The 26,119-nt window shown below is 74.2% G+C and carries 23 protein-coding genes; 7 read left to right on the top strand and 16 right to left on the bottom strand.

The annotated features are described in order from the left end of the window. Positions 1–2: 2 nt before the first annotated feature. From QBL21_RS14780 to QBL21_RS14745, 8 genes are all read right to left on the bottom strand, one after another. The gene (locus QBL21_RS14780) at positions 3–605 is read right to left on the bottom strand and encodes a GTP-binding protein (RefSeq protein ID WP_407562643.1); all 603 of its coding nucleotides are present in this window, start codon (positions 603–605) and stop codon (positions 3–5) included. Continuing rightward, positions 592–948: a DUF742 domain-containing protein gene (locus tag QBL21_RS14775; RefSeq protein ID WP_407562642.1), complete on the bottom strand. Its 357-nt coding sequence runs from the start codon at positions 946–948 to the stop codon at positions 592–594. The genes QBL21_RS14780 and QBL21_RS14775 overlap by 14 nt, the downstream gene beginning before the upstream one ends. Continuing rightward, complete coding sequence (locus tag QBL21_RS14770) at positions 948–1,388, bottom strand: roadblock/LC7 domain-containing protein (protein ID WP_407562641.1); 441 nt, start codon at positions 1,386–1,388, stop codon at positions 948–950. The genes QBL21_RS14775 and QBL21_RS14770 overlap by 1 nt, the downstream gene beginning before the upstream one ends. Next, on the bottom strand, positions 1,385–4,018 hold the full coding sequence (locus QBL21_RS14765) for a nitrate- and nitrite sensing domain-containing protein (protein WP_407562640.1): 2,634 nt from the start codon (positions 4,016–4,018) through the stop codon (positions 1,385–1,387). The genes QBL21_RS14770 and QBL21_RS14765 overlap by 4 nt, the downstream gene beginning before the upstream one ends. Before the next feature lie 83 nt (positions 4,019–4,101). After that, positions 4,102–5,625 carry an amino acid permease gene (locus QBL21_RS14760; protein WP_407562639.1) on the bottom strand — a complete coding sequence of 508 codons (1,524 nt, stop codon included), beginning with the start codon at positions 5,623–5,625 and terminating at the stop codon, positions 4,102–4,104. Positions 5,626–5,698: 73 nt separating this feature from the next. Next, positions 5,699–6,706 carry a hypothetical protein gene (locus QBL21_RS14755; protein ID WP_407566425.1) on the bottom strand — a complete coding sequence of 336 codons (1,008 nt, stop codon included), beginning with the start codon at positions 6,704–6,706 and terminating at the stop codon, positions 5,699–5,701. Positions 6,707–7,067: 361 nt separating this feature from the next. Beyond that, positions 7,068–8,624: an HtaA domain-containing protein gene (locus tag QBL21_RS14750; RefSeq protein ID WP_407562638.1), complete on the bottom strand. Its 1,557-nt coding sequence runs from the start codon at positions 8,622–8,624 to the stop codon at positions 7,068–7,070. Between the two features lie 30 nt (positions 8,625–8,654). Further along, complete coding sequence (locus QBL21_RS14745) at positions 8,655–10,193, bottom strand: HtaA domain-containing protein (RefSeq protein WP_407562637.1); 1,539 nt, start codon at positions 10,191–10,193, stop codon at positions 8,655–8,657. A 108-nt stretch (positions 10,194–10,301) separates the two neighbouring features. On the opposite strand from QBL21_RS14745, the gene QBL21_RS14740 reads away from it, so the two are divergent. Genes QBL21_RS14740 through QBL21_RS14730 form a run of 3 tightly spaced genes read left to right on the top strand, consistent with a single transcriptional unit; the run spans position 10,302 to position 13,464 of the window. Next, the gene (locus QBL21_RS14740; protein ID WP_407562636.1) at positions 10,302–11,333 is read left to right on the top strand and encodes a hemin ABC transporter substrate-binding protein; all 1,032 of its coding nucleotides are present in this window, start codon (positions 10,302–10,304) and stop codon (positions 11,331–11,333) included. Further along, on the top strand, positions 11,330–12,631 hold the full coding sequence (locus tag QBL21_RS14735; RefSeq protein WP_407562635.1) for a FecCD family ABC transporter permease: 1,302 nt from the start codon (positions 11,330–11,332) through the stop codon (positions 12,629–12,631). The genes QBL21_RS14740 and QBL21_RS14735 overlap by 4 nt, the downstream gene beginning before the upstream one ends. Further along, positions 12,628–13,464, top strand: a complete 837-nt coding sequence (locus QBL21_RS14730; protein ID WP_407562634.1) for a heme ABC transporter ATP-binding protein — start codon at positions 12,628–12,630, stop codon at positions 13,462–13,464. The genes QBL21_RS14735 and QBL21_RS14730 overlap by 4 nt, the downstream gene beginning before the upstream one ends. Before the next feature lie 162 nt (positions 13,465–13,626). Here QBL21_RS14730 and QBL21_RS14725 read toward each other — a convergent pair whose 3' ends face one another. After that, positions 13,627–14,139 (bottom strand): GNAT family N-acetyltransferase, encoded by a 513-nt coding sequence (locus QBL21_RS14725; RefSeq protein ID WP_407562633.1) that lies wholly within the window; start codon positions 14,137–14,139, stop codon positions 13,627–13,629. 106 nt (positions 14,140–14,245) lie between these two features. Here QBL21_RS14725 and QBL21_RS14720 point away from each other — a divergent pair, with 106 nt between their 5' ends. Then, a complete protein-coding gene (locus tag QBL21_RS14720; protein WP_407562632.1) occupies positions 14,246–14,851 on the top strand; it encodes a YdeI/OmpD-associated family protein in 606 nt (201 codons plus the stop codon). Positions 14,852–14,953: 102 nt separating this feature from the next. Here QBL21_RS14720 and QBL21_RS14715 read toward each other — a convergent pair whose 3' ends face one another. The 3 genes from QBL21_RS14715 to QBL21_RS14705 all read right to left on the bottom strand — a co-directional run bounded on the left by QBL21_RS14715 (position 14,954) and on the right by QBL21_RS14705 (position 17,035). Then, entirely contained in the window at positions 14,954–15,763 is an 810-nt protein-coding gene (locus QBL21_RS14715; protein ID WP_407562631.1) for an SAM-dependent methyltransferase, read from the bottom strand. Positions 15,764–15,962: 199 nt separating this feature from the next. Continuing rightward, positions 15,963–16,211: a DUF397 domain-containing protein gene (locus QBL21_RS14710; protein WP_407562630.1), complete on the bottom strand. Its 249-nt coding sequence runs from the start codon at positions 16,209–16,211 to the stop codon at positions 15,963–15,965. A 2-nt stretch (positions 16,212–16,213) separates the two neighbouring features. Beyond that, complete coding sequence (locus QBL21_RS14705; RefSeq protein WP_407566424.1) at positions 16,214–17,035, bottom strand: helix-turn-helix domain-containing protein; 822 nt, start codon at positions 17,033–17,035, stop codon at positions 16,214–16,216. Positions 17,036–17,360: 325 nt separating this feature from the next. Between QBL21_RS14705 and QBL21_RS14700 the strand changes: the two genes are divergently transcribed. After that, positions 17,361–17,609, top strand: a complete 249-nt coding sequence (locus tag QBL21_RS14700) for a hypothetical protein (protein ID WP_407562629.1) — start codon at positions 17,361–17,363, stop codon at positions 17,607–17,609. Positions 17,610–17,758: 149 nt separating this feature from the next. Here the strand turns inward: QBL21_RS14700 and QBL21_RS14695 are convergent, their stop codons facing one another. The 3 genes from QBL21_RS14695 to QBL21_RS14685 all read right to left on the bottom strand — a co-directional run bounded on the left by QBL21_RS14695 (position 17,759) and on the right by QBL21_RS14685 (position 19,604). Beyond that, on the bottom strand, positions 17,759–18,070 hold the full coding sequence (locus QBL21_RS14695; RefSeq protein WP_407562628.1) for an L-rhamnose mutarotase: 312 nt from the start codon (positions 18,068–18,070) through the stop codon (positions 17,759–17,761). Further along, the gene (locus QBL21_RS14690; RefSeq protein WP_407562627.1) at positions 18,067–18,828 is read right to left on the bottom strand and encodes an SDR family NAD(P)-dependent oxidoreductase; all 762 of its coding nucleotides are present in this window, start codon (positions 18,826–18,828) and stop codon (positions 18,067–18,069) included. Before QBL21_RS14690 ends, QBL21_RS14695 begins: the two co-directional genes overlap by 4 nt. A gap of 200 nt (positions 18,829–19,028) precedes the next feature. Continuing rightward, on the bottom strand, positions 19,029–19,604 hold the full coding sequence (locus QBL21_RS14685; RefSeq protein ID WP_407562626.1) for a TetR/AcrR family transcriptional regulator: 576 nt from the start codon (positions 19,602–19,604) through the stop codon (positions 19,029–19,031). Between the two features lie 74 nt (positions 19,605–19,678). Here QBL21_RS14685 and QBL21_RS14680 point away from each other — a divergent pair, with 74 nt between their 5' ends. Next, positions 19,679–21,538, top strand: a complete 1,860-nt coding sequence (locus QBL21_RS14680) for an ABC transporter ATP-binding protein (RefSeq protein WP_407562625.1) — start codon at positions 19,679–19,681, stop codon at positions 21,536–21,538. Here the strand turns inward: QBL21_RS14680 and QBL21_RS14675 are convergent. Beyond that, entirely contained in the window at positions 21,523–24,732 is a 3,210-nt protein-coding gene (locus QBL21_RS14675) for a S8 family serine peptidase (protein WP_407562624.1), read from the bottom strand. The two genes, QBL21_RS14680 and QBL21_RS14675, sit on opposite strands and share 16 nt — an antisense overlap. Before the next feature lie 363 nt (positions 24,733–25,095). Here QBL21_RS14675 and QBL21_RS14670 point away from each other — a divergent pair, with 363 nt between their 5' ends. Then, a complete protein-coding gene (locus QBL21_RS14670; RefSeq protein WP_407562623.1) occupies positions 25,096–26,112 on the top strand; it encodes a helix-turn-helix domain-containing protein in 1,017 nt (338 codons plus the stop codon). The last annotated feature ends 7 nt before the right edge of the window (positions 26,113–26,119 follow it).

Genomic DNA, 26,119 nt, shown 5'->3' with positions numbered 1-26,119 from the left:
GGTCACTGGGCGTGGGCGGGTTCCGCGGACGCGATCAGATGGTCCATCAGGGCGAGCAGCACACCGCGTACCGACTCGCGCTCGCGGGCGTCGAACAGGACGATCGGGGTGGTGGGCTCCTTCAGGGTGAGCGCGTCGCGGATCTCCTCCGGATCGTAGTCCTGCTCGCCGTGGAAGCAGTTGGCGGCCACGACGAACGGCAGGTCCCGGCTCTCGAAGAAGTCGACGGCGGCGAACGAGCGGTCCAGCCGCCGGGTGTCGACGAGCACCACCGCGCCGAGCGCACCGCGCAGCAGGTCGTCCCACATGAACCAGAACCGCTCCTGGCCCGGCGTGCCGAACAGCATCAGCACCGCCACGTCCAGCGTGATCCGGCCGAAGTCCATGGCCACGGTGGTGGCGGACTTCTGCTCGATGCCGGACAGGTCGTCCACGCCCACCCCGGCCGCGCTCAGCCGCTCCTCCGTGCGCAGGGGCGTGATCTCGCTGACGGCGCCGACCGCCGTGGTCTTGCCCACCCCGAACCCGCCGGCCACGAGGATCTTCACGGGTGGGAGGTAGGCGTCCCAGACGGCGTCCGGGGCCAGGGTGTCAGGCTCGCTCAAGGCCGCTCCTGATTCGTCGGAGGAAGTCGATGTTCATGGCGTCCGGATCGCTCATCGGAGGTCTGTGCTCGATGAGCCCCTGCTCCAGGAGCTGGGCGAGGAGGACGGCGGCGGGCGTGAGCCGCATCTCGATACGGGCCGCCAGCTCGGCCACGGCGATGCCGGGGCCGGCGCACAGCCGCAGGATGGTCTGCCACTCCTCGGGGATGCTGCGCGCGTCGTCGGCCAGTACGGCGGCGCGGACCGTGGAGTGCATCGTGAACTGCTCACCGGGCGCCCGGTCGGTGCGTGATCCGGTGAGCGCGAACGTCCGCGTCCTGCGCGTTCCCCGTGGCGCGCTCATTACCGGATACGAGTCCTGCGGGACCCCACGCCGAGCTGGTGCTTGAAGGCGCGGGCGACGCGGACGGTCTCGCGCATGGCGAGGCCGATGGACTCCGGTCCCGAGGTGTAGACGACCAGGGTGCTGCCGTTGCCGCAGGCGGTGAGGATGAGGTGGCTGTGCTCCATGGTGATGTTCAGATGCAGGACGGAGCCGCCGTCGACCGGCATCGACAGCCCGTCGGCGAGGCTGGCGAGGCCGGAGCAGGCGGCGGCGATGGTCTGGACGTCGTCGCGGGTCCAGTCCAGGCCGTAGCCGCAGAGGGCGAGGCCGTCGTCGGCGAGCAGCACGAAGCCGGTGAGGTCCGGCACGAGTTGCAGGTTGTCGCGGAGGTTGTCGAAGACGGCCGCGTCCTCCGGGCTCGCGGGGATGACGTTCTTCACGTGCCTGAGGCTGCTCATCGGTCGCTGTCTTCCTCCGGGTCGGTCAGGGCTTCCTGAAGCTGGGTGAACGCCGACTCGATGCTGTCGAGCGGCCGTCGGTCCATGGCGGTGGCGGGCCGGCGTCTGCCCTCGCGCAGTTGGCCGGCCATGCTGGTGCCGGGTACGCGCTGGGGCAGCCCGGAGGCACGGGCGGCGGGGCGGTCGGGCCCGGGCGCCGGCACGGCCTCGCGGGGCGGCTCGGTCTCGGTCTGGGGGGTGGCGGGGACGGGCAGGGGCATCTCCTCGGTCGGTTCGTACGCGGCTGCCGGGGCCGGGTCTGCTTCCGGGGCCGGTTCCGGCGCGGGGCCCGGGTGCGGCTCGGGGCCCGGGTGCGGCTCGGGACGCGGCTTCTTGGTGCGTACGGGCAGGGGTTCCTCGGCCCGTACATGCTCGGGTTCGGCCGACTCGGCGGGCACCTCTGCGCTCGCCGGAGCCGGGGACTCGGAGGGCGCCGGTGCCGCGGGGCGGGCAGGCAGGCTGTGCCGCGCCGGGGGCGCCGCCTCGTCGTCGGCCGGGCGGACCGGCGCCACCCCGGGCGCCGGATCGACGGGGCGTACCGGACCTCCGGGACCGCCGGCGCGGGCCGGCTCGCGGCGTACCAGACCGGCCGCCGTCGGCTCGCGCCGCTTCGCGGGCCGCGGCCCGGAGCGGCTCGGCAGCGGCTTGCGTACCGGGGTGCGGTCCGCCAGTTGCTCCGGCGCGCCGGTCAGCAGCGCGGACGGCACCAGCACCACCGCCAGCACGCCGCCGAAGCGGCCCTGCTGGAGCGTGACCCGTACCCCGTGGCGCTGCGCGAGCTGCCCGACCACGAACAGGCCGAGCTGGTCGGAGGACTTGGCCAGCACCGCGTACGGCGGCACGTCCAGCAGCCGCCCGTTGAGCGCCTCGAAGTACCAGCTCTCCGGCGCCCGTCCCTTGTCCTCGACCTCGATGGCGACGCCGGTGGCGGTGTGGGTGGCGCGGACGAAGACCTCGTACCCGCTGGGCGAGTAGGTGGTGGCGTTCTCGATCAGCTCGGCGATCAGGTGGGTCAGCTCCCCGGCCACCTCCGGCACCACCCACGCCTCGGCCTGGAACTCCTTGGTGACCTGGGCGAAGCCGCGGGACTCGCCGGCGGCGTCGACGATCAGGTTGGCGATGTGCACGGGCTCGGTGTGCGGGCCCACGACCGAGCCGCCGGAGAGCACCAGCAGGTTCTCCAACTGGCGGCGCACCCGCACGGTGAGGTGGTCCAGCTCGTACAGCTCGGACAGCAGCGCGGGGTCGGTGTCCGCGTAGCGGTGCTGGAGCTCGTCCAGCGTGCGCAGGACGGCGACGATGAGGGTGACGGCCCGCATGGTGACACCCTCGGCGAACTTCTCGAAGCCGAACCGCTCCTCGTGCACGATCCGCGCCGCCTCGACCACCTCCTCCGCGAGCCGGGCGACGACGTTGGAGATCTCGCCGAACTCGTCGGCGGCGGCGATCTGCCCGGGCAGCACCGACAGGTCGACGTCCTCGCCGCGCTGAAGCCGGACGATCATCTGCGGGAGCTGGCGGCGGGCGACGGCCAGCGCGCTGGAGCGCACCTCCTCGGCCCGCCGGACGATGGTGCGGCTGACCCACAGCACGACGGCGAGGACGATCGCGACCAGCACGACGCCGCCGGCGGCGATGCCGTACGCCGTCACGCGCAGTTCGCCGGCCCGGTCCCCGGCGTCGTCGGCCAGCGCCTGGATGCGGGCGGTGGCGAGCCCGGCGAGGCTGGGGCCGAGGCGCTCGTACGCCTGCTTCCAGCCCGCGGTCTCGGCGGGCAGCGTCACCGCGCCGCCCTGCTCCCGGCCCGCGCCGAGCACCGCGTCCTCGATACGGGACTTCTCGGCCCACTCCGCGGAGGTGGTGATGGCGTCGTAGCGGCCCTTCTCGCCGCTGGGCAGCAGCGGTCCCGCCAGCGTCTCGTACGCGAAGCGCTGCACGCCGACGGCCTCGGTGAAGCGGGCGTGGTCCGCGGCGGGCAGCCGGCCGTCCTTCGCGCCGGCCAGCAGGGTGTCCTGAAGCGCCAGCGCCTCGCCGGCCTGGAGCAGGGCGGTCAGCGGGCGGGCGCCCTGCGCGAGGCCGCCGTTGTGGGCGCGCAGCCGGGTGTGCACGTCGATGGTCTGCTCGATGGCGCGGGTGTACGCCTCCAGCGCCTTGTCGCGGTCCCCGGAGCGCTCGGCGGCCCGTTCGCGTACGCCGTCGAGCGCGTCGACGCCCCGCACGGCGGCTTCGAGCAGCGGGCGGGCCGCGGCGGCGGGCGCCTCCTCGGCCAGCTCGCCGAGTTCGACGGCCGCCTCGTCGGTCAGGGCCTGCTGGTTGCCGAGCTGGGCGGTGTTGACCGGGCCGCGGGCCCAGTGCAGCGCGGTCATCCGGCGCTCGGCCTGGAGTTCGGTGACGAGCGCGAACGACGGCTGCTGGAGCCGGTCGAGGGTGTCGGCGTAGTCCTGCACGGCCCCGGCCCGGTTCAGCTCCCGGACGGCGCCGACCGCGGCCAGGGCCGCGAGCGCCGCCGTGACGACCGCGGCCAGGATGCGAAGGAGCGTACGCAGGCGCATGGGGCGCCCGCGGTGGGCGGTGGGAGTGGTTGCGGACATCGGACCTCACGGAGCGCTGGTCGGTTGCGGTCTGGGACGGGGCGCCGGGCCGCCGCCGGGGTGCGGCGGCGGCCCGGCGCGCGTCACACCAGGTCCTTGCCGAGCTCTGCCATCTCGGGGTCGGCGGTGTAGACGGGTGTCTTGTACGAGCGCTTGCCTGCCACCCACCACGAGACGGTGGCCAGCAGCAGGACGGCTGCCAGGGCCACCGAGGCGTAGTTGAACGTGTCCACGGTGACCGGCGACGCCTGCGGCAGGCAGAAGATCACCGTGATCACCGCCACCCAGCAGACCGCGACCCAGCCGATCAGCGAACTCCACCGGCCCAGGTTCCACGGCCCGGGCACGAAGCGGTGCTTGGCGCGCAGCCGCAGATAGATGGGGATCGCGTAGGCGGGGGTGATGCCGATGACGTTGATGGCGGTGACCGCGCCGTACGCCGTCGCCGAGTACAGCGACGGCAGCGCCAGGCAGAACGCGACGGCCACCGACAGCATGACCGCCCGGGTGGGCACGCCGGTACGCGGCGAGACGCGGCGCCACAGCTTGGAGCCGGGCAGCGCACCGTCGCGGGAGAAGGCGAAGACCATCCGCGCGGTGGCGGCGGTCTCGGCGTTGCCGCAGAAGAGCTGGGCGCAGATGACGATGAGCAGCAGGGCTTTCGCGCCGCCTTCGCCGATGGCGTCGATGAAGATCTGCGCGGGTGGTACGCCGGTCGCCGACTCCTGGGTGCCGACGTAGTCCTGGATGGCGAAGGTCAGCCCGGCGAGCAGCACGAACCCGGCGAGCCAGGAGACCCAGATCGCGCGGACGATGCCCTTCGCGGAGCTGACCTGCGCCTGGGTGGTCTCCTCGGACAGGTGGGCGGAGGCGTCGTAGCCGGAGAACGTGTACTGGGCGAGCAGCAGTCCGATGGCGGTGACGTAGAACGGGTTGTTCCAGCCGGTGTCGTTGTTGAACTCGCCGAAGACGAAGCCGGCCGACTGGTGGTGGTCGGGGACGACGACCAGGACGCCGACGATGATCGCGACGCCGGCCAGGTGCCACCACACGCTGATGGAGTTGAGGATGCTGACGACGCGCACCCGCAGCAGGTTCAGCGTCATGTGCAGCACGAGGATGACCGCGAAGATCAGCAGCGTCTTCTCCGCGGTGGGTTCGAAGCCCCACTGGAGGTTGAAGAACGCGCCGATGAACAGGGCGCAGCCGTAGTCGATGCCGGCGATGGCGCCGAGCAGGCCGAGGAGGTTGAGCCAGCCGGTGTACCAGCCCCAGCGGGGGCCGCCCAACTGGTGGGCCATGTAGTAGAGCGCGCCGGAGGTGGGGTACGCACTGGTGACCTCGGCCAGGCCCATGCCGACGCAGAGCACGAAGAGGCCGACGGCCACCCAGCCCCACATCATGACGGCGGGGCCGCCGGTGCTCAGCCCGAAGCCGTACAGGGTCATGCAGCCGGAGAGGATCGAGATGACCGAGAAGGAGATGGCGAAATTGCCGAACGGGCCCATCCGCCGCGCGAGTTCCGGCTCGTAGCCGAGATCGCGAAGGTGGGCGTCGTCGTCCTTGCGCCGGGACGTGCCGGCTGTGCTGACCGGCGCTTGTGACATGGAGTGACCTCCGATGGGGAATGGCAGGGGCATGACAGGGGGCAGAGCGGTCGAAACGGACGGTCGCGCCGGGTCACCCGCCGCCGAGTGCCGTCGAGCGGGCGCGTAAGTACTCGGCCTGGGCCAGGTCCTGCCGCTCGGGGTCCTCGGTCACGTAGGCCCAGGGCAGGAGCGTGGCGTACGGGCCCATGGCGGTGAACACCCGGGCGGCCTCGGGGAACTCGCGGGCGGCGGTGAGCGCGTGGGCCAGGTGGTTCAGGTCCAGCACGGAGCGCACCTCGGAGTTCGTGAGGTCGAACCAGCCGTCGAGCGCGCGCAGCGTGTCCCGCAGGATGTCCTCGCGGGACCACTGCCGGTGCACGAGCGCGTCCCCCCGGCCGCGGCGGCGCTCGAAGTGGTAGTGCTCGGCGTGTGCGAAGAGCGGCAGCACGAGGAGCGGGGAGGCGGACGGGGCCCAGGAGCCCACCCAGCGGGCGAAGTCCATCGCGTACGCCTGCGAGCCGCCGGAGGCGGAGCAGATCTGGAGCACGCGGTGGTACGCCTCGCGGTTGTAGCGGTCGCGCTTGACGACCTCCTCCAGCAGCCCCCACGGCCCGGGGGGCAGCAGGTTCTCCGGCGGCGCCACCCGGTGCTCGGGCCGCTGCTGCCGCGCGTCGACCTGCGCCAGCGCCAGCAGGCACACCCAGGGCACGGGGTCCCCGGGATGCAGCAGCGCCGCCTCCCGGCACGCCTGCCGCGCGTCCTCCTCCAACTGCCCGGCGCTCGGGTGCCGCTGCCGGTGCGCCTGCACGGCCCGCCCGACGGCGACCCGGGCCAGCATCATCCGCGCGTCGGCGCTCTCCGGCTCCTCGTCCAGCCAGATCTGCACCACCGCCGACTTCGCGGCCACCACACCGAGCACCTGCGACCGCGCGGTACGCCCGCCCCAGTCGGCGCCGGTACGGCCGAGCAGGGCGCGCATGGACATCCACCGGCCGACGCGCAAGTCGTCGACCACGGTCCGTAAGTCGTCGTCGAGCCCGGCGAGATGGTAAACGGGCCGGAAGTCCCCGCCGCGCCCGGAACCACCGCCGCGGGCCATCACCGCCCCCCGCGCGCCGCGCGACAGCGCGCGCCACGGCCGGGGCGGAGCGACAGGGGGCGGGGCGGGCCGACTAAGCGGGCGCACCTCGGCGACTGCCATGCGATGTTCATCGAAACCTCGGGCACGCGCACGGGAGTGGTGCGTGGTACTTGTGCGCGGCTTTCCAACGGACGTTCGTGATGGGGTCGAGGGGATCGTAGCGACAGGAGGGCCCTCTGTGTAAGCCACGGCAGAATGTTGCCGACTAGCAACGAAAGGTCTGGACCACCAACCACCGTCCGACCCGTCGCACAACGCAGGTGGAAGCGCCGCCCGTTCGCGGTCGGGCGGCGAGGGGCGGCGCTCCCTTTCGTCTAGGTCAGGCGGTGGTGGTGGTTCGGCGGCGGCGGGTGAGGTAGAGGGCGGCGGCGCCGGCTGTGGTCATGGCTGCGGCGGCGGCGATCAGGGGCGTGGTCGGGGTGCCGTTGCCGGTGGCGGCGAGGGAGTCGGTGCCGCCTACGGAGGCCGGGGTGCCCGTGGTGTCCGCGGAGCCACCGGTGGACTGGGTGCCGCCGGACGTGGGGTCGCCGCCGGGGAGTTCGGCGTCCTCGTCCAGGGTGACGGCCAGGCTGACCGGGTCCAGGGCGGCGCCCGGGTCGTAGAAGCCGCCGAAGGCGCCGGCGCCCTCCTCGGTGAGGGCGGCCGGGATGTCGGTCAGTTCGACGACGTCGTCGGTCGCCGTCAGCTCGGCCGGGTCCACTTCGAGGTCGGCGACGGCGACATCGTCGCTCTCGGTGACCTCGCCGCTCTCCCGGTCCTTGGACGACACGTCCGCGACCAGCGCCGCGCCGTCGCCGTCGGCCTGGACCTTGAAGTCGCTGAACTTCAGGTCCAGTGCGTACGTGCCGTCCTCCTCGTGGGCGAGGAAGCGCACGGTGCCGCCGAAGCCCACGTCGAGCGACGGCTCGTCGGCGTCGAACTCCCCCTGCCCGTCCGGGAAGCGGAACCCGTCCGTCTGCTCGGTGGCGCCTTCGGCGACCTCGATCCTGCCGTTGCCGATCCGGCCCGTGACGTACTCGCGGAAGGACTGCTTCACGCCCCAGTCCAGTCGGCCGTCGACGATCGCACCCGGCGTCTGCGGCGGCTGCTCCGTGCCCCCGTCGGCGCCCGCGGAGGCGCCGCCGGAGGCCGTCGTACCGGACGTCGTGCCGGACGTGGTGCCGGATGTCGTGCCGCCCTGGTCACCGCCGCCGCTCGCGGTGGTGCCGCCGTTTCCGCCCGTCCCGCCGCCGTTGGAGCCTCCGCCGGACGTGCCGTTGTCGCTCGCCGCCTTCACCGACAGGGTCGCCGGATCCAGCTCGGCGCCCTCCTCGTACATGCCGTTGAACGCCTCCGCGCCCTGCGCCGTCAGCGTCGCCGGGATGTCGGCGAACGTCATCGCGCCGTCCGCCCCGCCGCCCGGCCGCACGTCGGTGAGGTCGAGGGCGGCGAACTCCACGTCCTGCGCCGTCTCGCCGGCGGCCGTGACGTCGGCCGTGATCGCGCCCGTGGTGGCGTTCTCGGTGGTGAGCTTGACGTCCGCCAGTTTGATGTCGAACCCGTGGCGGGTGGAGGCGAAGCGGACGCTGCCGGCGAAGGCGGTGTCGACGGCGTGCGTGTCGCGGTCGTACGTGCCGGTGCCCCCGGTGAACGTGAACGGGCCGTTGTCCGGCGCCTGTTCCGCGCCGTCCGCGGTGGTGATCTCGCCGTGCGCGGTGGTCACGACGTACGTACGCCAGCTCTGCTTGACACCCCAGGTCAGGGTGCCGTCGGTGAGGTCGATGGCGGTGGCCCCGGCCTCCGCGCTGTCGGCCGCTGCGGGCAGGGCCAGCGCGACGGCGCTGAGGGCGGTCGCGGCGGCGATGGCTGCGGTGAGGCGCAGCGGGGTGGCGGTCATCTCGTGGTTCTCCTTGGGCATCTCGGTGCTTCAGTCGGTTGTGCCGGGCTTCCCGGCGGCATCGGTGGCTTCGGGGGTGGGGGCAGGGGTGGAGGCGGGCGCGGCGGTACGGGTCCGGCGCCGGCGCACCAGGACGTAGGCGAGCAGCGCCGCGAGCAGCACGGCCGCCCCGGTCACGCCCAGCGGCACGGCGGGCGAGGTGGACGACGAGCCGGCCGGCTCCGGGGCGTCCGCGGCACCCGCCTTCTTCGCCGGGCCGGCCGGCTCCGCGCTCGGGCCGGGGTCGCTGCCCAGGTCGGGCAGCGCGGGGAGTTCGGCGTCGGCGTCCAGCGCGACGGCGACGGAGACGGGGTCCATCGCGGTGCCCGCCTCGTACATGCCGCCGAAGGCCCGCGCGCCCTCGGCGGTCAGCTTCGCGGGCGCCTCGGCGACGGCGACGAGGCCGTCCTTCGCCGTCAGCCGCCCGGCCGGGAAGGTGACGACGGGGATGGCCTCGGCCGTGTCCCCGTCGCCGGCGACGTCCGCGACGAGCGTGCCCCTGCCGTCCTCGACGGTCACGGAGACACCGCTCAGCCGCAGGTCGAGGCGCTCGCCGGTGAAGCGCAGGGTGCCGGCGAAGTCGGCGCTGAGCCGCTGCTCCTTCGCGTCGTACGCGCCCTCCGCGCGTCCGAAGCGGAACAGCGCCCCGCCGTCCTCCGCACCGCCGCCGAGCCGCCAGCTCCCCTGCGCCACGGGGCCCGTGACGTAGTCGCGGAAGGTGCGGCGTACGCCCCAGTCGACGGCGCCGTCGACGATCTCGCCGCCGGCCGCCTTCCCTTCGCCCCTGTCGCGCTTCTCGCCGCCGTCCTCGGGCTTCCCCGACGGCGGCGGGTCGTCACCGGACCCGGAACCGGAACCGGAACCGGAGGACGATGCCCGTACATCGACGGAGAGGCTGACCGGGTCGAGCGCGGTGCCGGCCGGGTAGTAGCCGGCGAAGGCGCGTTCGCCCTCGGCGGTCAGGGCGGCGGGCACGCCGTCGAGCACGACGGGGCTGCCGCCCCCGCGCATGTCGAGCCCGCCGAGGTCGAGGCTGGCCAGCGCCGCCTGGCTGGACGTGCTCATCCGCCCCGTCTTGCGGTCCTTGCCGGCGACGTCGGCGTGCAGGGTGCCGCGGCCGTCGGCGATGCGGACGGTGAAGCCGCGCAGGGTCATGTCGAGGCGGTGGGTGCCGTTCTCCTCGTGCCCGGTGAAGCGCACACCTCCGCCGAACGCGGCGGTGAGCGCGCCGGTTTCCGGGTCGTACGAACCGGTGGCGGAGTGGAAGCGGAATCCGGAGGCGGCGCCGTCGAGGAGGGTCCACTCGCCCTGCGCGATGGGGCCGGTGACGTAGGTGAGGAACGACTCCTTGATGCCCCAGTCGAGCCGGCCACCGTCGACGGTGCGCGCCGCCGCCTGGGCGGGCGGCGCGGCGGCGACGTCGGCGCCCACGGCGAGCGTGCCGGTGAGCAACGTGGCCGCGGCGACGGCGACGAGGCGCCGTCGCGATGGCAAGGCGGCGGCGGCCAGGGCACGCAGGTGCCGCAGCATGGATCCCCTCCCGAGCTGGTTTCTTAGGTGAGGCTAACCTAAGCTATCGCCGAGCAGGCCGGAAGCCCCCGGCCGTGCGAGCCCTCTGGAACGCCGAAGGTGGAACCGGTGCCGCGAACTCCCCGTATCTCCCGCACCCTTGTGGCCGCCGCCGCCCTGGCGATCGCCCTGGCCGGCTGCGGAGGCACCTCCGGCGCGGACTCCGGCGACGCCGCCGGGAGCGCGGGTGGCGGTACGGGCCGGGAAGCACCGGCCGACCGCGTCGAGCCGATCACCGACAAGGCCGTACCGAAGCTGCCCGCGAGGGTGCGGTCCGCCGACGGGCGCGACGTCACGGTGGCCGCCGCGGACCGGATCGTGCCGCTCAGCGGCTCGGTCTCCGAACTGGTCTTCTCGCTCGGCCTCGGCGGCCGCGTCGTCGCCCGCGACGTCACCGCCACCTTCGAGCAGGCGAGCGACCTGCCGGTGGTGACGCAGGCGCACGACGTCTCCGCGGAGAGCGTGCTGTCGCTGGAGCCGGACGTGGTGCTGGCCGAGGAGACCACGGGCCCGGCGGAGGCGATCGACCAGATACGGGCCGCGGGCGTGCCCCTCGTCGTCCTCGACCCCGCGCAGGATCTCGACGACGTCGGCAGCCGCATCGACGCCGTGGCCGCCGCGCTCGGCGTCGCCGGGGAAGGCGCGAAGCTGCGCGAACGCACCGAGGAGCGGATCGGCGCCGCCCGCCGGGACATCCCGTCCGGCGGCGAGAAGCCGCGGGTGGCGTTCCTGTACGTCCGGGGGTCGGCGTCCGTGTACATGCTGGGCGGCGCGCGCTCCGGCGCCGCCTCGCTGATCGAGGCGGCGGGCGGCGTCGACGCCGGCAAGGAGTCCGGTCTCGACAAGGACTTCACCCCGATCACGAGCGAGGCGCTGGCGAAGGCGGCCCCGGACGTGCTGCTGGTGATGACGAAGGGACTGGAGTCCGTCGGCGGGGTCGACGGGCTCGTGCAACTGCCGGGTGTCGCGCAGACACCGGCGGCGATGGACCGGCGGATCGCGTCGGTGGACGACGGCGTGCTGCTGAACTACGGGCCGCGCACGGACGCGGTGCTGCGGAGCCTGGTGGCGCAGATCCACGGCCCGGGCGAGGGGCGATGACGTCCTCCGCGCAACTGCCGCCGGGCGGCGGCGGGATCGGCGACGTGGCAGACGAACTGTCCGAGGAGGAGCCGGTCCACGGCGAGCGATCCGGGCGCACGGATGCCGCGCGGCCCGCCGCGGCGAAACGGCACGGGCCACCGGCGACGAGCCGGACCGCCGGCGCCGCACCCGGTGCGGGCCCGCGGGCCGCCGCGGACACCCCGCGCCCGTACCGTACGGGCCCCGCGAGCCGGCCCGCGCCGGCGAAGTCCGCCCCGCCCGCCGCCGTACGCGGCCGGGCCACCGTCCTCACCGCGGCACTCGCCGCCGCGCTCCTGGCCGCCGCCGTACTCGCCGCCGGCGTCGGCGCGTACCACATCTCCCCCGGCGACGTCCTCTCCTCCACCGCCCACCGCCTGCACCTCGGCGGCGACAGCCTCGGCCGCGTCGGCGAGAGCGTGCTGTGGAACGTCCGGCTCCCCCGGGTCGTGCTCGCCCTGCTCGTCGGCGCGTCGCTCGGCTGCGCCGGCGCGCTGATGCAGGGCGTGTTCGGCAACCCGCTGGCCGAGCCCGGCGTCATCGGCATCTCGATGGGCGCCGCGGTCGGCGCGGTCGCGGCCATCGCGCTGGGCATCGACGTCCTGGGCAACTGGACCGTCTCCGCCTTCGCGTTCGTCTCCGGGCTCGCCACCGTGCTGGTCGTCTACGCCCTCTCCCGCTCCGGCGGCCGCACCGAGGTCGTCACGCTCATCCTCACCGGCATCGCCGTCAACGCCTTCGCGGGCGCGCTCATCGGCCTGTTCATCTTCTTCGCCGACAACGCGCAGGTCACGCAGATCACCTTCTGGCAGCTCGGCTCGCTCTCCCAGGCGACGTGGCCGAAGGTGCTCGCCGTGCTGCCCTGCGCGGTCGTCGGCCTGACCGTCGCGCCGCTGTACGCGCGCAAGCTGGACCTGCTCGCCCTCGGCGAACGGCCCGCGCGGCACCTCGGGGTGGACGTGGAGCGGCTGCGGATCGTGCTGGTGCTCGTGGTCGCGCTGCTGACGGCCGCCGCGGTGGCGGTGGCGGGCGTCATCACGTTCGTCGGGCTGCTGGTGCCGCACCTGCTGCGGATGGCGGCGGGGCCCGGGCACCGGTTCCTGGTGCCGGGCAGCGCGCTCGGCGGGGCGCTGGTGCTGGTCGTCGCGGACCTCGCGGCGCGTACCGTCGCGGAGCCGGCGGAGCTGCCGCTCGGCGTGCTGACGGCGCTGGTGGGCAGCCCGTTCTTCTTCTGGCTGCTGCGCAGGACCCGCCGCCGGCAGGGGGGCTGGGCATGATCCGCACGCTGCTCGGCGCCCGCGCGGACCGACGGCTGCCGGAGCCCCTGCCGGCGGGCGCCGTCGCCGCCGAGGCGCGGGACCTGGTCGTCTGGCTCGGGGGCAGGGCGGTGCTCGACGGCGTCGGGCTGACCGCGCGGGCCGGCCGGCTCACCGCACTCGTCGGGCCGAACGGCGCCGGGAAGTCGACGCTCCTCGCCGCGCTGGCCGGCGACCTCCCGCCGGCGGCCGGCGAGGTGCTGGTCGGCGGCCGGGACGTGGCGGCGTGGGCGCCCGCGGAGCTGGCGCTGCGCCGGTCCGTACTGCCGCAATCCGCCTCCCTGGCCTTCCCGTTCCCCGTCGCGGACGTCGTACGGATGGGCCGCGCACCCTGGACCGGCACGCCGGCGGAGGACGCCGACGACGAGGCCGTGGCGTGGGCGCTGGCCGTGACGGAGACCGCCGGCTTCGCCGAGCGGTCCTTCGCCGAGCTGTCCGGCGGCGAGCGCGCCCGCGTCGCCCTCGCGCGCGTCCTGGCCCAGCGGGCGGGGCTGCTGCTGCTCGACGAGCCGACCGCCGCGCTCGACCTGCGCCACCAGGAGCTGGTGCTGCGGCTGGCCCGGGAGCGGGCCGCCGCGGGCGACGCGGTCGTGGTCGTCCTGCACGACCTGGACCTCGCGGCGGCGTACGCGGACGAGGTCACCGTGCTGGCGGGCGGCCGGGTCGCGGCCTCGGGCCCACCGGCGGAGGTCTTCGACGGCCCGCTGCTCAGCGAGGTCTACCGGCACCCGGTCGAGATCCTGGAGCACCCCCGTACCGGCGCGATCCTGGTGGTCCCCCGCCGCGAGCCGTGACCGGCCGCCCGCCCGCGCCGGCGGGAACGCCGCCCCGGGGGTTCAGTCCGGCCGTGCGCATCCGCCCGCGTGCCGGGCCCCGGCGCCCTGCCACGGACCGGGCCGGGACGGGGCGCTCCGGGCCGCGGGCCGGCCCAAGGCCCGTGCGGCCCCCCGCCGTTACTACCCGGGTGCCCCGCCGCCGGTCACCGGCTTCGCGTACCGGTGGCACGGCACCGAGACCGGACCGTCCGGGCCCTCCGCCCGGTAGTCGACCGGCCCCTCGTCCGCCCAGCCCTGCCGGGCGTAGAACCGGCGCGCTCGCGCGTTGCCCGTCACGACCGCGAGCCAGACCCGCCGGTAGCCTCGCGCGGCCACCCGCCGCTCCCCCTCCGCGAGCAGCAGCGCGGCCACGCCCGTGCCCCGGTGCTCCGCGGCCACGAAGAGCTGCTCGACCTCGTCCCCCACGACGGTCACGAACCCCGCGATGCCGCCGCCGGCTTCCGCGACCGCCGTGTCCGGCACCCGCGCCGCCGCCCGGGCGGCGAACGACTCCGGCGTGCGCATCGCCACCAGCTCGTCCGAGACATGCCCCAGGTGGGCGTCCCGCCAGGCGCTCTGCCAGAGGCGCGCCACCTCCGCCGCGTCCCCGGGGCGTGCGGGCCGCAGCGTCGGCTGCGCGTCGTGCGTCGTCATGTCCCCCACGCTAACCGCGGGCTACGACATCCGCCCCCGCGGCCCGCGCCGAAGATCGCCGGCGCGACGTACGGTGGCCCCAGCGGCGGCGAAAGGACACGACCCCATGGCATCCCCCGGCAGCGGGACTCCCGACGCGGACTCCCCCGACGGCGCGCCCGTCCACGCCTTCGCCGACCCGGCCGGGCTGGAGTCCTGGCTCGACGAGCACCACGGCCTTCAGTCCGGGATGTGGCTCAAGGTCGCCAAGAAGGGCTCGGGCATCGACTCCGTGACGATGGCCGAGGTGGACGACATCGTGCTGTGCTACGGCTGGATCACCGGCCTGCGCAGGCGGTACGACGACGACCGCTTCCTCCGGAAGATCACGCCGCGCCGGCCGCGCAGCCAGTGGTCGCGGGTGAACGTGGACCGGGTCGAGGTACTGACGGCGGCCGGGCGGATGCGCGAGCCGGGGCTCGCCGCGGTACGGGCCGCGCAGGCGGACGGGCGGTGGGAGGCGGCGTACGCGTCGCAGAAGGACGCCGAGGTGCCGGCCGACCTGGCGGCGGCCCTGGCGGGCAGCCCGCGGGCGGCGGCGTTCTTCGACGGGCTCGGGAAGACGGACCGCTACCTGGTGATCCTGCGGCTGCTGCGCGCGCGGACGGCCGAGAACCGGGCGGTGCAGCTGGCGCGGGTGATGGCGATGCTGGACGCCGGGCAGCGCCCGTAGCGCGGCGGGCAACGCGACGGGCACGGCGCAGCGGGAACGACGGGGCGGACGCGGCGCGGCGGGCACCCAACGGCGGGCGCGGCGCGAACGGCCGGGCCGGGGTCAGGACTTGTGCGCGACCCCGCCGTAGACGTCCGTGGGCTCCGGATCCGTGTCGCCCTCGGGCCGCCATAGGGGGCAGGAGACTATCCCCGGTTCGATCAGCTCCAGACCGTCGTAGTACACGCTGATCTCGTCCGGCGTGCGCAGCACGTAGGGGACGGCGCCGGTGTCGTCGTAGCCCTGCTGGGCTTCCTGGAGCGCCTTGTCGGTCGCCGTGCTGTCGTAGTGCACGAAGTAGCTGCCGGAGGGCAGGGCGGCCTGGAGGCGGCGCACGATGGACTTGGCCTCTTCGTAGTCCCGGATATGGCCGAGGATCCCCATGAGCATCAGGGCAACCGGCCGGGAGAAGTCGAGCGTCTTGCGCGCCTGCTCCAGGATCGTTTCGGGCTTGTGCAGGTCGGCGTCGACATAAGTGGTCACACCCTCGCGGGTGCTGGTCAGCAGGGCCTGTGCGTGGCGCAGTACTAAGGGGTCGTTGTCGACGTAGACGATGCGCGACTCGGGTGCGAGGCGCTGGGCCACCTGGTGGGTGTTGTCGTATGTCGGCAGGCCGGTGCCGATGTCGAGGAACTGGCGGATGCCGCCCTCGCCGGCGACATGGGTCACGGTGCGGATCAGGTAGTCGCGCGACGCCCGGGCCATCGTCTCGATGTTCGGGGCGATCTGGCGGTACTCGTCGCCGGCCTGGCGGTCGACCGCGTAGTTGTCCTTCCCGCCCATCCAGTAGTTCCAGATCCGGGCCGAGTGCGGCACGGTCGTGTCGATCTTGGAAAGTGCCCCCTCGGCGGGGGTGGACTGGCCTTCTGCCATCGAGTATCTCCTGCCCTGCGGCGCGCGCTTGCCGCCGTCCAACGTACTGTCACTTCGCGGTCGTACGAGGCCGTTTCGCCGGGTCCGCGCGGTGGGGCGGACCGGGGCGGACGAAAGGTGTCCGCCCCGGTCCCTCCCCCGCTGTCGGCGGGTGGTCGGCCGGTCCGTCAGGTGTCCGGTCGGTCAGGCGACCGGTCCGTCAGTCGACGAGGTAGTCGGCGTGGCCCGCCTTGGCGCCCTCCAGGAAGGCGACCATCTCCTCGCGGGTGTAGACGAGGGCCGGGCCGGTCGGGTCGGTGGACTGGCGCAGCGCGATGCTGCCGTCGGGCAGGCGCTTGGCCTCGACGCAGCTCCCGCCGTTGGTGCCGCTCCAGGGCTTCTGCCAGCCCTCGGTGCCGAGTTCGGTCGCCGGGACGCCGCTGCGGAAGGTTGGGGGGTCGGCTCGCATGGTCAGTACTCCTTACGCATCTCCACCAGGCGTGACCTGGTCCGGTCCACCGGATCGGCCTGGACGGCCATCCGGTCGAGTGTTTCCAGATACCCGACGACGTCGTCGGCTTGGTCCACGTAGACCGCGCCGGTGAGGTTCTCCGTGTAGACGATGTCGGGCAGTTCGGTGAAGCCGAAGCGGAAGTAGTGGAACGGACCGAACGCGCCCGGGTGCGGCCCGGCCGAGAACGGCATGATCTGCAACTTCACGTTCGGCAGTTCGATCGCTTCGATCAGGCGGTCTATCTGGGCCCGCATCACGTCCCGCCCGCCGACGGGCCGGCGCAGCACCGACTCCTCCAGCACGGCCCACATCGCGGGCGGCCTGGGTGTGGTCAGCAGGTCCGCGCGGGTCGTCCGCAGCGTCACGCGCCGCTCGATGCCCTCGTCCGTCTCGTTCGGAAAGCCGATGCGGAAGAGGGTGCGGGCGTAGTCCGGGGTCTGGAGCAGCCCGGGGACGTAGTGCGGCTCGTAGATGCGGATGACGGTGGCGTCGCTCTCCAGGCTCACGTACGCCCGGAACCAGTCGGGAAGGACGTTGCGGTACTTGTACCACCACCCCGGTTGGTTGGCCTCCTTGGCCATCCTCAGGAAGTCGTCGGTCTCGGCGCTGGAGACGCCGTAGGTGCGCAGCAGCTCGCGCACATAGGGGATGCGGAGGCCGACCTCCGCCTTCTCCATCCGCCGCACCGTCAGCGGCGTGACGTCGATGGCCTCCGCGGCCTGGTCGAAGCTGACCTTCGCCTGCTCCCGCAGGTGCCGCAGCCGTTTGCCCAGGACCATGCGCAGCACGGTCGGGGCGCTGCCGCCACCCGAGCGTGTTTCGCTCACGTCCTTACCTCCCGGCACGGCTACTTCCCCGGGAGTGTGTCACGGCCCGCCTGAGTGGGACAGGGGGGTCGCACACATTCTGAAATTATCAGGGCGATGCTTGCGGACTGCCGTTGTCGACCGCCATAGTGAGGTGACCTGCCCGCCATGCCGACCGCGCTCACGCCCCCACCGCGGTCCGGTCGCACGGCAGTTGGCGACTCCGGGACCCGTCGGCCGACCACCGCCGGGAGGGGGCACATCCTCGACCGCGTACGAACCTTCCGAGGAGCGCATCGTGAGCAGCAGACTGGGCCTCGGCCTGGGGCACGAACGCCATCCGTTGCTGGGCAAGCTCGTGCTGGACCGGACCTCCGGCCGCACCGGCGTGCTCCGCGCCATCTGCCCCGAGCCCGAGACCCGCTCGGTGTGGTCGGGCCCCGTACTGCGCCAGGTCGCCGGACCGCGGATGGCGTGGCTGGTCCCGGTCGGCGGCGGGGTCGAGTGGACGACGACACCGGACGCCATCGAGGAGACTTCCGCCTGAGCGCGGGCGTCCGGGAGCGAGTTCCGGCGGTCTCGGCCGCGTCCCGGGGGGCGCGGCCGGGTGTGGTGTCCGGTGAAGCGGCGTTCGGTGAAGCGGTGTTCGGGGAGCGCGGCATCCGGTGAGCGTGCCGTCCGGGGGCGGCGAACGGCTCAGAGGTGCCAGACGACGGGAAGACCCGCGCTCGCACCCTCGTCGGTGTAGTCGTGGACGACGTCGAGGAGTTCGGCCATACGGGCCTGCCAGGCGACGTTCACCGGCAGCTGCTCCAACTCGGCGAGCAGGCGGGCGTAGTCGGCGCACTCGATGACGTGGAACAGGTCGGTGCCGCTGCGCCAGATCGTCCAGGAGGTGGCGCCGGCGGCGCGGATGGCCGCGGTCAGCTCCTCGGGGACCTCGCGGTGGGCGGCCTCGTACTCCTCGATGCGGTCGGCGCGGACCTTCGTGCGCAGGGCGACCCTCACCGGCCGGGCTCCGGGGCGCGCAGGCGCAGTCCCTGCATGCCGCCGTCGACGGCCAGTGCCGTGCCGGTGACCGAGGCGGCGGCCGGGCTCGCGAGGTAGGCGATGGCCGCGGCGACCTCCCCCGCGGTGACCAGGCGGCCCATCGGCTGGCGGGCCTGGAGCGCGGCGCGCTCGGCGGCGGGGTCGGGGGCCTGCTCCAGCAGCCGGCCGACCCAGGGGGTGTCCGCCGTGCCGGGGTTCACGCAGTTGACCCGGATCCCCTCGCGTACGTGGTCGGCGGCCATCGCGAGCGTCAGCGACAGCACCGCGCCCTTGGTGGCGGAGTACAGGGCGCGCTGCGGGAGGCCGGCGGTGGCGGCGATGGAGCAGGTGTTGACGATCGCCGGGTGTGCGGAGCGGCGCAGGTGGCGCAGTGCGGCGCGGGTGGTGCGTACGACGCCGAGCAGGTTGACGTCCAGGACGCGGTGCCACTCGGCGTCGTCGTTGTCCTCGACGGTGCCGGCGGCGCCGATGCCGGCGTTGTTGACCAGGACGTCGATGCCGCGCAGGGCGCCGGCCGCGTCGCTGACGGCGGCGGTGACGGAGGCGTCGTCGGAGACGTCCGCGCGGTGACCGCGCAGGGGTTGCGGTACGTCGTCGGCGTTGAGGTCGAGGACGGCGACCTGGGCGCCGCGTTCGGCCAGCAGCCGCGCGGTGGCCAGCCCGATCCCCGAAGCCCCGCCGGTCACGACAGCCTTGAGCCCGTCGAAGTCCTTCATCCTGAAATGGCCTCCTGTCATCCGATGACTCTCCCGGCGGGCACGGGCCCGTCAGGAGGGGCACCCGTTAGTACGCAACACGATCTGCATATTTACCAGATCGATCGACTCCTGCGACACCCCGCGGAACGAAGATCGATGCCTTCGGCGGCAATTGATCGGATCTCTGCTAGCCGAGGCGGCGGGGTGGGCGGGGCGGGTCACGAAGGTGCGCCGACGGACTTTCCGAGGGTGTGCAGGCACAGGCTCAGCGCGTTGTGCTTGGTGTCGCCGCCGCGGTTGCGCTGCCAGGCGACGTACAGCAGCGACCAGAGCACCTGGACGATCCAGTCGGTGTCCAACCGGGTGTCCAGCGCGCCTTCTTCGCGGCCGCGGTCGACGAGCCGGGCGAGCGCGCGGTCGGCCTCGGTCTCCTCCTCCCAGCTCTCCCAGTTCCAGGTCGCGGCCATCGACTCGTCGAAGATGATCGCGAGGCTCTCGCCGAGTTCGAAGTACTCCTGGCAGACCCGCTCCAGCGCGGTGAGCGCGGGGCCGTCGTCGGGGCGGGCGCGGTGGGTGGCGGCGCCGATCTTGTCGAGGACGTCCGCGCCGATGGCGGACACGAGGTCGGAGCGCTCGGCGAAGTAGCGGTGCACCGTGGTCCGCCCGACGCCGGCCGCCGCCGCCACGTCGGCCAGCGAGGCCGCCGGGTTCTGGGCGAGCACCGAGGTGCCGGCGTCGAGGATGGCGCGCCGTGTCCGGGCCCGCGCTCCGGTGCTGCTCACTGCGGTGTCCATGCCCATACCGTACCGCCCTCCCCAGAATGGAACGCGATTGACGAGAATGGAACATGAGTGTTCTACTTCCGGGCATGAGTGTTCCGGAAAGTGTGCGCATCCTCTGGTCGTTCGCCAGGCCCCACCGGCGGGTCCTGGCCCTCGGCCTGCTGCTGGCGCTCGCCGGCTCCGCCCTCGGCCTCGCGTCCCCGATGGTGACGAAGTGGGTGCTCGACTCCCTCGCCGACGACGCCTCGCTCACCGGCCCGGTCGTCACGCTCCTGGTGCTGATGGTCGTCGGCGCGGTCGTCGGGCACCGGCAGTGGGTGCTCCTCGGCACGGTCGGCGAGCGCGTGGTGCTGGACGCGCGCGAGTCGATGGTGCGCCGCTTCTTCCGGGCCACGGTGCCGGGCGTGACCGCCCGGCCGCCCGGCGAGCTGGTATCCCGGGCCGTCTCCGACACGACGCTGCTGCACGCCTCCGCCTCGGGCGCGATCGTCGGCCTGGTCAACGGGGTGGTCATGCTGGTCGGCACGCTGGCGATGATGGCCGTGCTCGACCTCGCGCTGCTCGCGACCACCGTCGCGGCCGTGGTCGTCGTCGTGGTGCTCTTCGCCACGCTCATGCCCGGCATCGCGCGGGCGCAGGAGCAGGCGCAGGAGCACGTGGGCAGGCTCGGCGGGCGGCTCGAAGGGGCGCTGCGCGCCGTGCGGACGGTCAAGGCCGGCGGCGCCGAGGAGCGCCAGGCCGACCGGATAGCGCAGGACGCCCGTGCCGCGCGCGACCACGGGCTCAAGGCGATCCGGCTGGAGGCGACGGTCTGGGTGATCGCCTGGACGGGCATCGAGCTGGCGATCATCCTGGTGCTCGGCATCGGCGCGTGGCGCGTGGACGCCGGGACCCTGGAGGTCTCCGGGCTCATCGCCTTCCTGCTCTACGCCTTCGGGCTGATGGGACCGGTGACCGAGCTGAGCGAGCACACGTCGGAACTCCAGTCGGGCATCGCGGCGGCCAGGCGCATCCGCGCGGTGGACGAGCTGACCACCGAGGACGAGTCGGCCGGCGCGGCGGGCAGCCCGTCACGGAAGGCCGCCACGCCCCCCGGCGCGGCGGACGAACGGGCGGAGAAGGGCTCGGGCGCAGGTGCCGTGCTCGAACTGCGCGGCGTCACCGCCGGGTACGGGCCGGGCCGCGAGCCCGCGGTGCGCGGTATCGACCTCGCGGTGCCGCGCCGGGGGCACACCGCGATCGTGGGCCCCTCCGGCGCCGGCAAGACGACGCTGCTCTCGCTGGTCCTGCGGTTCCTGGAGCCGCAGGAGGGTCTGCTGACGCTCGACGGGCGGCCGTACCGCGAGCTGAGCCACAGCGCGATCCGCTCCCGGCTGGCGTACGTGGAGCAGGACACCCCGGTCGTCCCGGGCACCATCCGCGACAACCTGGTGTTCTCCCGCCCCGACGCCACCGAGGAGGGCCTGCGCCGGGTGCTGCACGACGTGCGGCTTGCGGAGAAGGTCGACAGCCTCGACGACGGGCTGGACACCGAGCTGTCCTCGACCGCCGTCTCCGGCGGCGAGCGCCAGCGCATCGCGCTGGCCCGCGCGCTGCTGCGCGAGCCCGACGTGCTGCTGCTGGACGAGGCCACCGCCCAGCTCGACGCGCTCACCGAGGCCGCGGTCCACGAGTGCATACGCACCCGGGCGCGGGCCGGCGCCGTCGTCACGATCGCGCACCGGCTGTCGACCGTGATCGACGCGGACACCATCGTGGTGATGGAGTCCGGCCGGATCCGCGCCCGCGGCACCCACGGCGAACTGGTCGCCGCCGACGCGCTCTACCGCGATCTCGTGGAGGCCCTGCGCATCGCCTCGGGGGTGTCAGGGGCCGCTGCGCCCGCCGGTCACGCAGCGGCCCCCGCCACCGTCGCCGCTCCCGCTGCGCCTCAGCGCACCGGGTAGGCGTCGACGATGGTCTGGTCGACGGTCCGGCCTTCGGCGGCCGAGCCCTCGACACGTACCGAGACGGCGTCGCCCGCGCGCAGCCGCACCCCGGGCGCCACTGCCGCCACCGACCCGTCGGGCAGCGGCACGGCCAGCATGCGGTGCCAGCGCTCACCGGAGTCGGTGGACACCCACAGCCGCAGCTTCCCGTGCTCCTTGCGCCAGTCGCTCGGGCTCTCGGAGGACACCAGCCGGGCCCCCAGCACCAGCGGCACGCCGGCGCGCAGGGTGCCGTCGTCGCGGGTCGGCGGCCGGTAGTCGACGGTGAGCAGTCGCGGCTTGACGGCCGGCCCGCCGGGCTGCTCCGGCCCGCGGGAGGGGAAGGTCCAACTGGTCTGCGTGCGGCTGCCGATCGGCAGCCGCGCCGTGTCCGGGTGCGCGGTGTGCTCCAGGCGGAACGTCGCGGCCTGTGAGGGGATGTCGAAGTACGAGCTGTCGGGGTTGCGCGGCTGCACCTCGGTGCCGTTGCGGTACAGCCGCAGGCTCTGGTCGCCGAACGCGCTGCGGTCCGGCTCCTGGCCGCTGTGCTCGCCGTCGCTGAGGTCGACGGGCACGGAGAGGCTGGTGTCGTAGTGGTTGCCGGCGACCACCGCCGGTGCCACGCCGCCGAACCACACGGGCGCGTGCCGCTCCCCGTGCTCGTACGCCGTCATCGGCTCGCACAGCGAGAAGCCGCCCGCAGACGGCACGCCCAGGCAGTGCTTCCAGCGCACCTCCGGGCCGGCCGTGACCAGTTCGGTCCTGCGCTGCGGCACGTCCAACTCCTCGCTCATGGAGTAGGAGGCGCGGATCCGGGTGGAGTAGGCGGCACGCGACTCGACGTACCGGTCGGGGCGGCCGAGCAGCGAGCGGTAGTCGGCCGTCAGCCGGGCGAGGTCGCGGACCTCGGCGCGGGAGACGTCGTAGACGGGCGGGTCGGCGACCTTCTCGCCGCCGAGCACCAGCTCGTACGCGTCCGCCTGCCGGCCGCGCTCCGGGCCCGTCGCGTCCAGCCGCCAGCGCGTCTCGAACGCCACGGTGCCGCTGTCGACCGGGCCGGTCGGCTGGAGGAACACCCGTCCGTCGGCGACCTCTTCGCCGCTGGCATAGATGCCGTCCCCGATGCCGTTGCCCTTGGCGGCGTCGCCCCGCTGGTAGTGGACGGAGACGTGCCGGGCCTCGGTCTTCGCCCCCGCGACCCGCGCGGGCCGCAGTTGCTTCGCCTTGCGGGCGTCGATGGTGTACTCGATGTCGCCGTCGAGCATGACCTCCGGCGAGCCGGCGAACGCGACCGTGGCCGGGGAGCCGTCGCGCGCCGGGGTCTCCACCTTCGCCATCACGCTGAGCGACCCGGGCAGCATTCTGGCCGTGCCCTGCCCGTTCCCGTCCAGGTGCACGGTCTGGGAGCCGCCGCCGCTCACCGGGCGGTACTCGTCCATGTTGCCGAGCCACACGGTGCCGCCGGCCCAGGGCTCGCCGTGCCGGTCGAGCACGGTGAGCCGGATGTCGTGCCGGGGCGGTTCGAGGTAGGCGTTGAACGGCAGGGTGACGGTGTCGCCGCCGCCGTCGCGCTCGACCACGACCCCGCCCGCGTAGACGCGCGGCGGCACCGTGCCGGGGGTGAGGGTGGCCGTGATCGTCCGCGTCTCGCCGGGTGCCACGGTGACCCGGGCGGGGCTGACGGTCAGGAGGTCCTCGGGCGCCTCGCCGCCGTAGACGTCGCGGGCGTTGTCGGAGAGGTCCAGGTGCTCGGGCTCGGTGCCGTTGTTGGTGACGGAGACCTCGACGGACCGCGGCTCGGAGCCGTCGGGGTGGCGGAGGTAGCCGAAGTCGACGTTGCCGCGGTCGAACTCCAGGGTGTCGGAGACGGCGCCGGGCAGGTCGAGCATGCCCGCGCCGGTGTACTGCGACTGCGTCTTGCCGGCGTCCCCGTCGGCGGTGGTCATGAGCGCGGTCTTGACCCGCTCCCAGTTCCAGCCGGGGTGCTTCTCCAGCAGCAGTGCGGCGGCGCCGGCGACGTGCGGCGCGGCCTGCGAGGTACCTTCCTTCTCGGTGTACGGATCGGCCGTGCCGCCGCCGGAGCGGGCGCCCGCGATGCCGCTGCCGGGTGCCATCAGGTCGGGCTTGGCGCGGAACGTGGCGTGGGTCGGCCCGACGCTGGAGAAGAACGCCGCCTTGCCGCTGCGGACCGCGGCGCCGACGGTCAGCGCGCTGCGCGCGATGCCCGGCGACTGGATGGAGCCGCCGAACGGGCCCGAGTTGCCCGCCGCCGCGACGAAGAGGGTGCCGGCGTCCGCGGTGAGCGCGTCCAGCGCGAGGGCGACCGGGTCGTCGCCCTCCCCCGGCTGCGCGCCCAGGCTGAGGTTCGCCACCTCGGCGCCCTGCGCGGTGGCCCACTCCATGCCCGCGATGACCCAGGACGACTGCCCCCGGCCCGCGTCGTCCAGCACCCGGGCGTTGAGCAGCCGGGCGCCGTGGGCGACGCCGCGGCGGGCGCCGTCGGCCGCCGCGCCGGTGCCGGCGACGATCGAGGCGACGTGCGTGCCGTGGCCGTGCGGGTCGCCGGTGGAGCCGCTGCCGGTGAAGTCCTCGGCGGCGGCCACCTGGCCGCGCAGGTCGGGGTGGTCGGCGTCGATGCCGGAGTCGAGTACGGCGACGTCGATCCCGGCGCCGCTCAGGCCGCTGCCCCACGCCTCGGGGGCGCCGATCATGCCGAGGTTCCAGTCGAGTTCGGTCGCCCGGACCTCGCGGTCCAGCCACACCCGCGTCACCCCGGCCGCGGCCCGGGGCCCGGCGGGGTCGGTGAGCCGGTCGGCGAACGCGGCGGCGGCGTCCTTGGGTACGGCGACGGCGGTGGCGTCGATGCTGGGCAGCCTGCGGGCGTCGCCGGCCGCGTCCAGCGCGGCCAGCGGGCGGGGGCCGCGGACGATCAGCGGGAGGGTGCCGGTGGCGGCGTCGCCGTAGTCCATCGCGGCCAGCGCGGTGACGTTGAACAGCTCGATGTCCAGGACGCCGGGCACCAGGCCGGCCACCTCGTCGGGGATGACGTACACGTCGCCGCCCTCGTGCAGGGTCGTGAACGACGTGCGTCCCGCGGCGCCTTCGGCGGGCGCGACGGAGACGGTGGGACGGCCGTCGGCGAGGGGGCCGAGGGTGACGGTGTCGCCCGTCACGAGCGTGACCTCGGTGCCCGGTTCCGCCCGGGCCGCGGCACCGTCGTCGGGGCCGGACGAGGGGTCGGCAGTGGCCCCTGGGGCGGACGTGGTTGCCAAGTCGGATGCCGCCGGGTGTGACACTGACGATTCCGGCAGCGCTGTGGCTAGAGAGGGCACGGTGGCCAGCAAGGAGGCGAGGCAGCCGAGCACGGCGACGCGGATGGGCAGATAACGCCGGGGCGAACGATGCATGACTTGGGTTGTAACCCGCTCGTCCGCCGCCCAGGAAGCGGTTTCTGCTGGCGACTTGTCGCCATGTCGGCCATTGGCCAGACAGGGCGTACGGCGGCGGAGACCCGTGCGGAAGGAGCGTGAGAGACGGTGCTGGAGCCGGCGGGTGTCGAACCGACGGAGGAACGCGTGTACCGGCTGCTGGTCGGGCTGCACGGCGCGGACGCGCAGACCGTGGCGGGCGAGCTGGGCCTCGACCGGCCGCGGGCGGAGTCACTGCTGACCTCGCTGCACGAGAAGGGGCTGGTCAGCGGCCCGGAGCAACGCCCGGGCGGATCGGGTCACTTCGTGCCCGTGGCGCCCGACGTGGCGCTGGGGCCGCGGCTGCTGCGCGGGCAGGAGGCGCTGGAGCGGGCCAGACGCGGGGTGACGGAGCTGACCGAGGAGTTCCGGGCGGGCGGCCGGCGCCGCGACGGGCGGCAGCTCGTCGAGGTCGTCACCGGCGTGGCCGCGATCCGGCAGCAGATACGCGACCTCGCGTACGGCTCGCGGAGGGAGGTGCTGGCGCTGTGCAAGGCCGGGCACGTGGCGATGCCTTCGGAGGACAACGACGAGGAGTTCGAGATGCTCGCCAAGGGCGTGCGCTACCGCGTGATCTACGAGCGCGCCCTGCTGGAGGAGCCCGGGATGCTGGGCAACGTCGCCCTCGGCGTCCGCGCGGGCGAGGCGGCGCGGGCGGCGAGCGCGCTGCCGGTGCGGCTGATGATCGCGGACGGGGCGCTGGCGCTGTGCCCGCTGGTGCCGAGCGCGGACAGCAGGTTCGGCGAGCCGACGGTGGCGGTGGTACGCAGCAGCGCGCTGCTGGACGCGCTCATCGCGCTCTTCGAGAGCCAGTGGGCCGCGGCGTCCCCGCTGCACGTGACCGGGGCGGGCGAGCTGGCCGGGCTCGGCGACGGCGCCGGAGCGGCGGGCCCGGCGCTGGCGGAGGACGAGCGCTATCTGCTGTCGCTGGTGGTGGCGGGGCTCGCGGACAAGGCGATCGCGACGCAGCTCGGCATCAGCCAGCGCACGGTGCAGCGCCGGCTGCGGGACATGATGGGCCGGGTGGGGGCGGACACGCGGGCGCAGTTGGTGTGGCAGGCGGCCCGCCGCGACTGGCTGCCGTGACGGCGGC

The sequence above is a fragment of the Streptomyces sp. 184 genome (assembly GCF_045781775.1).
Lineage (GTDB): Bacteria > Actinomycetota > Actinomycetes > Streptomycetales > Streptomycetaceae > Streptomyces.
This window is presented reverse-complemented; position numbering and strand designations above follow the sequence as displayed.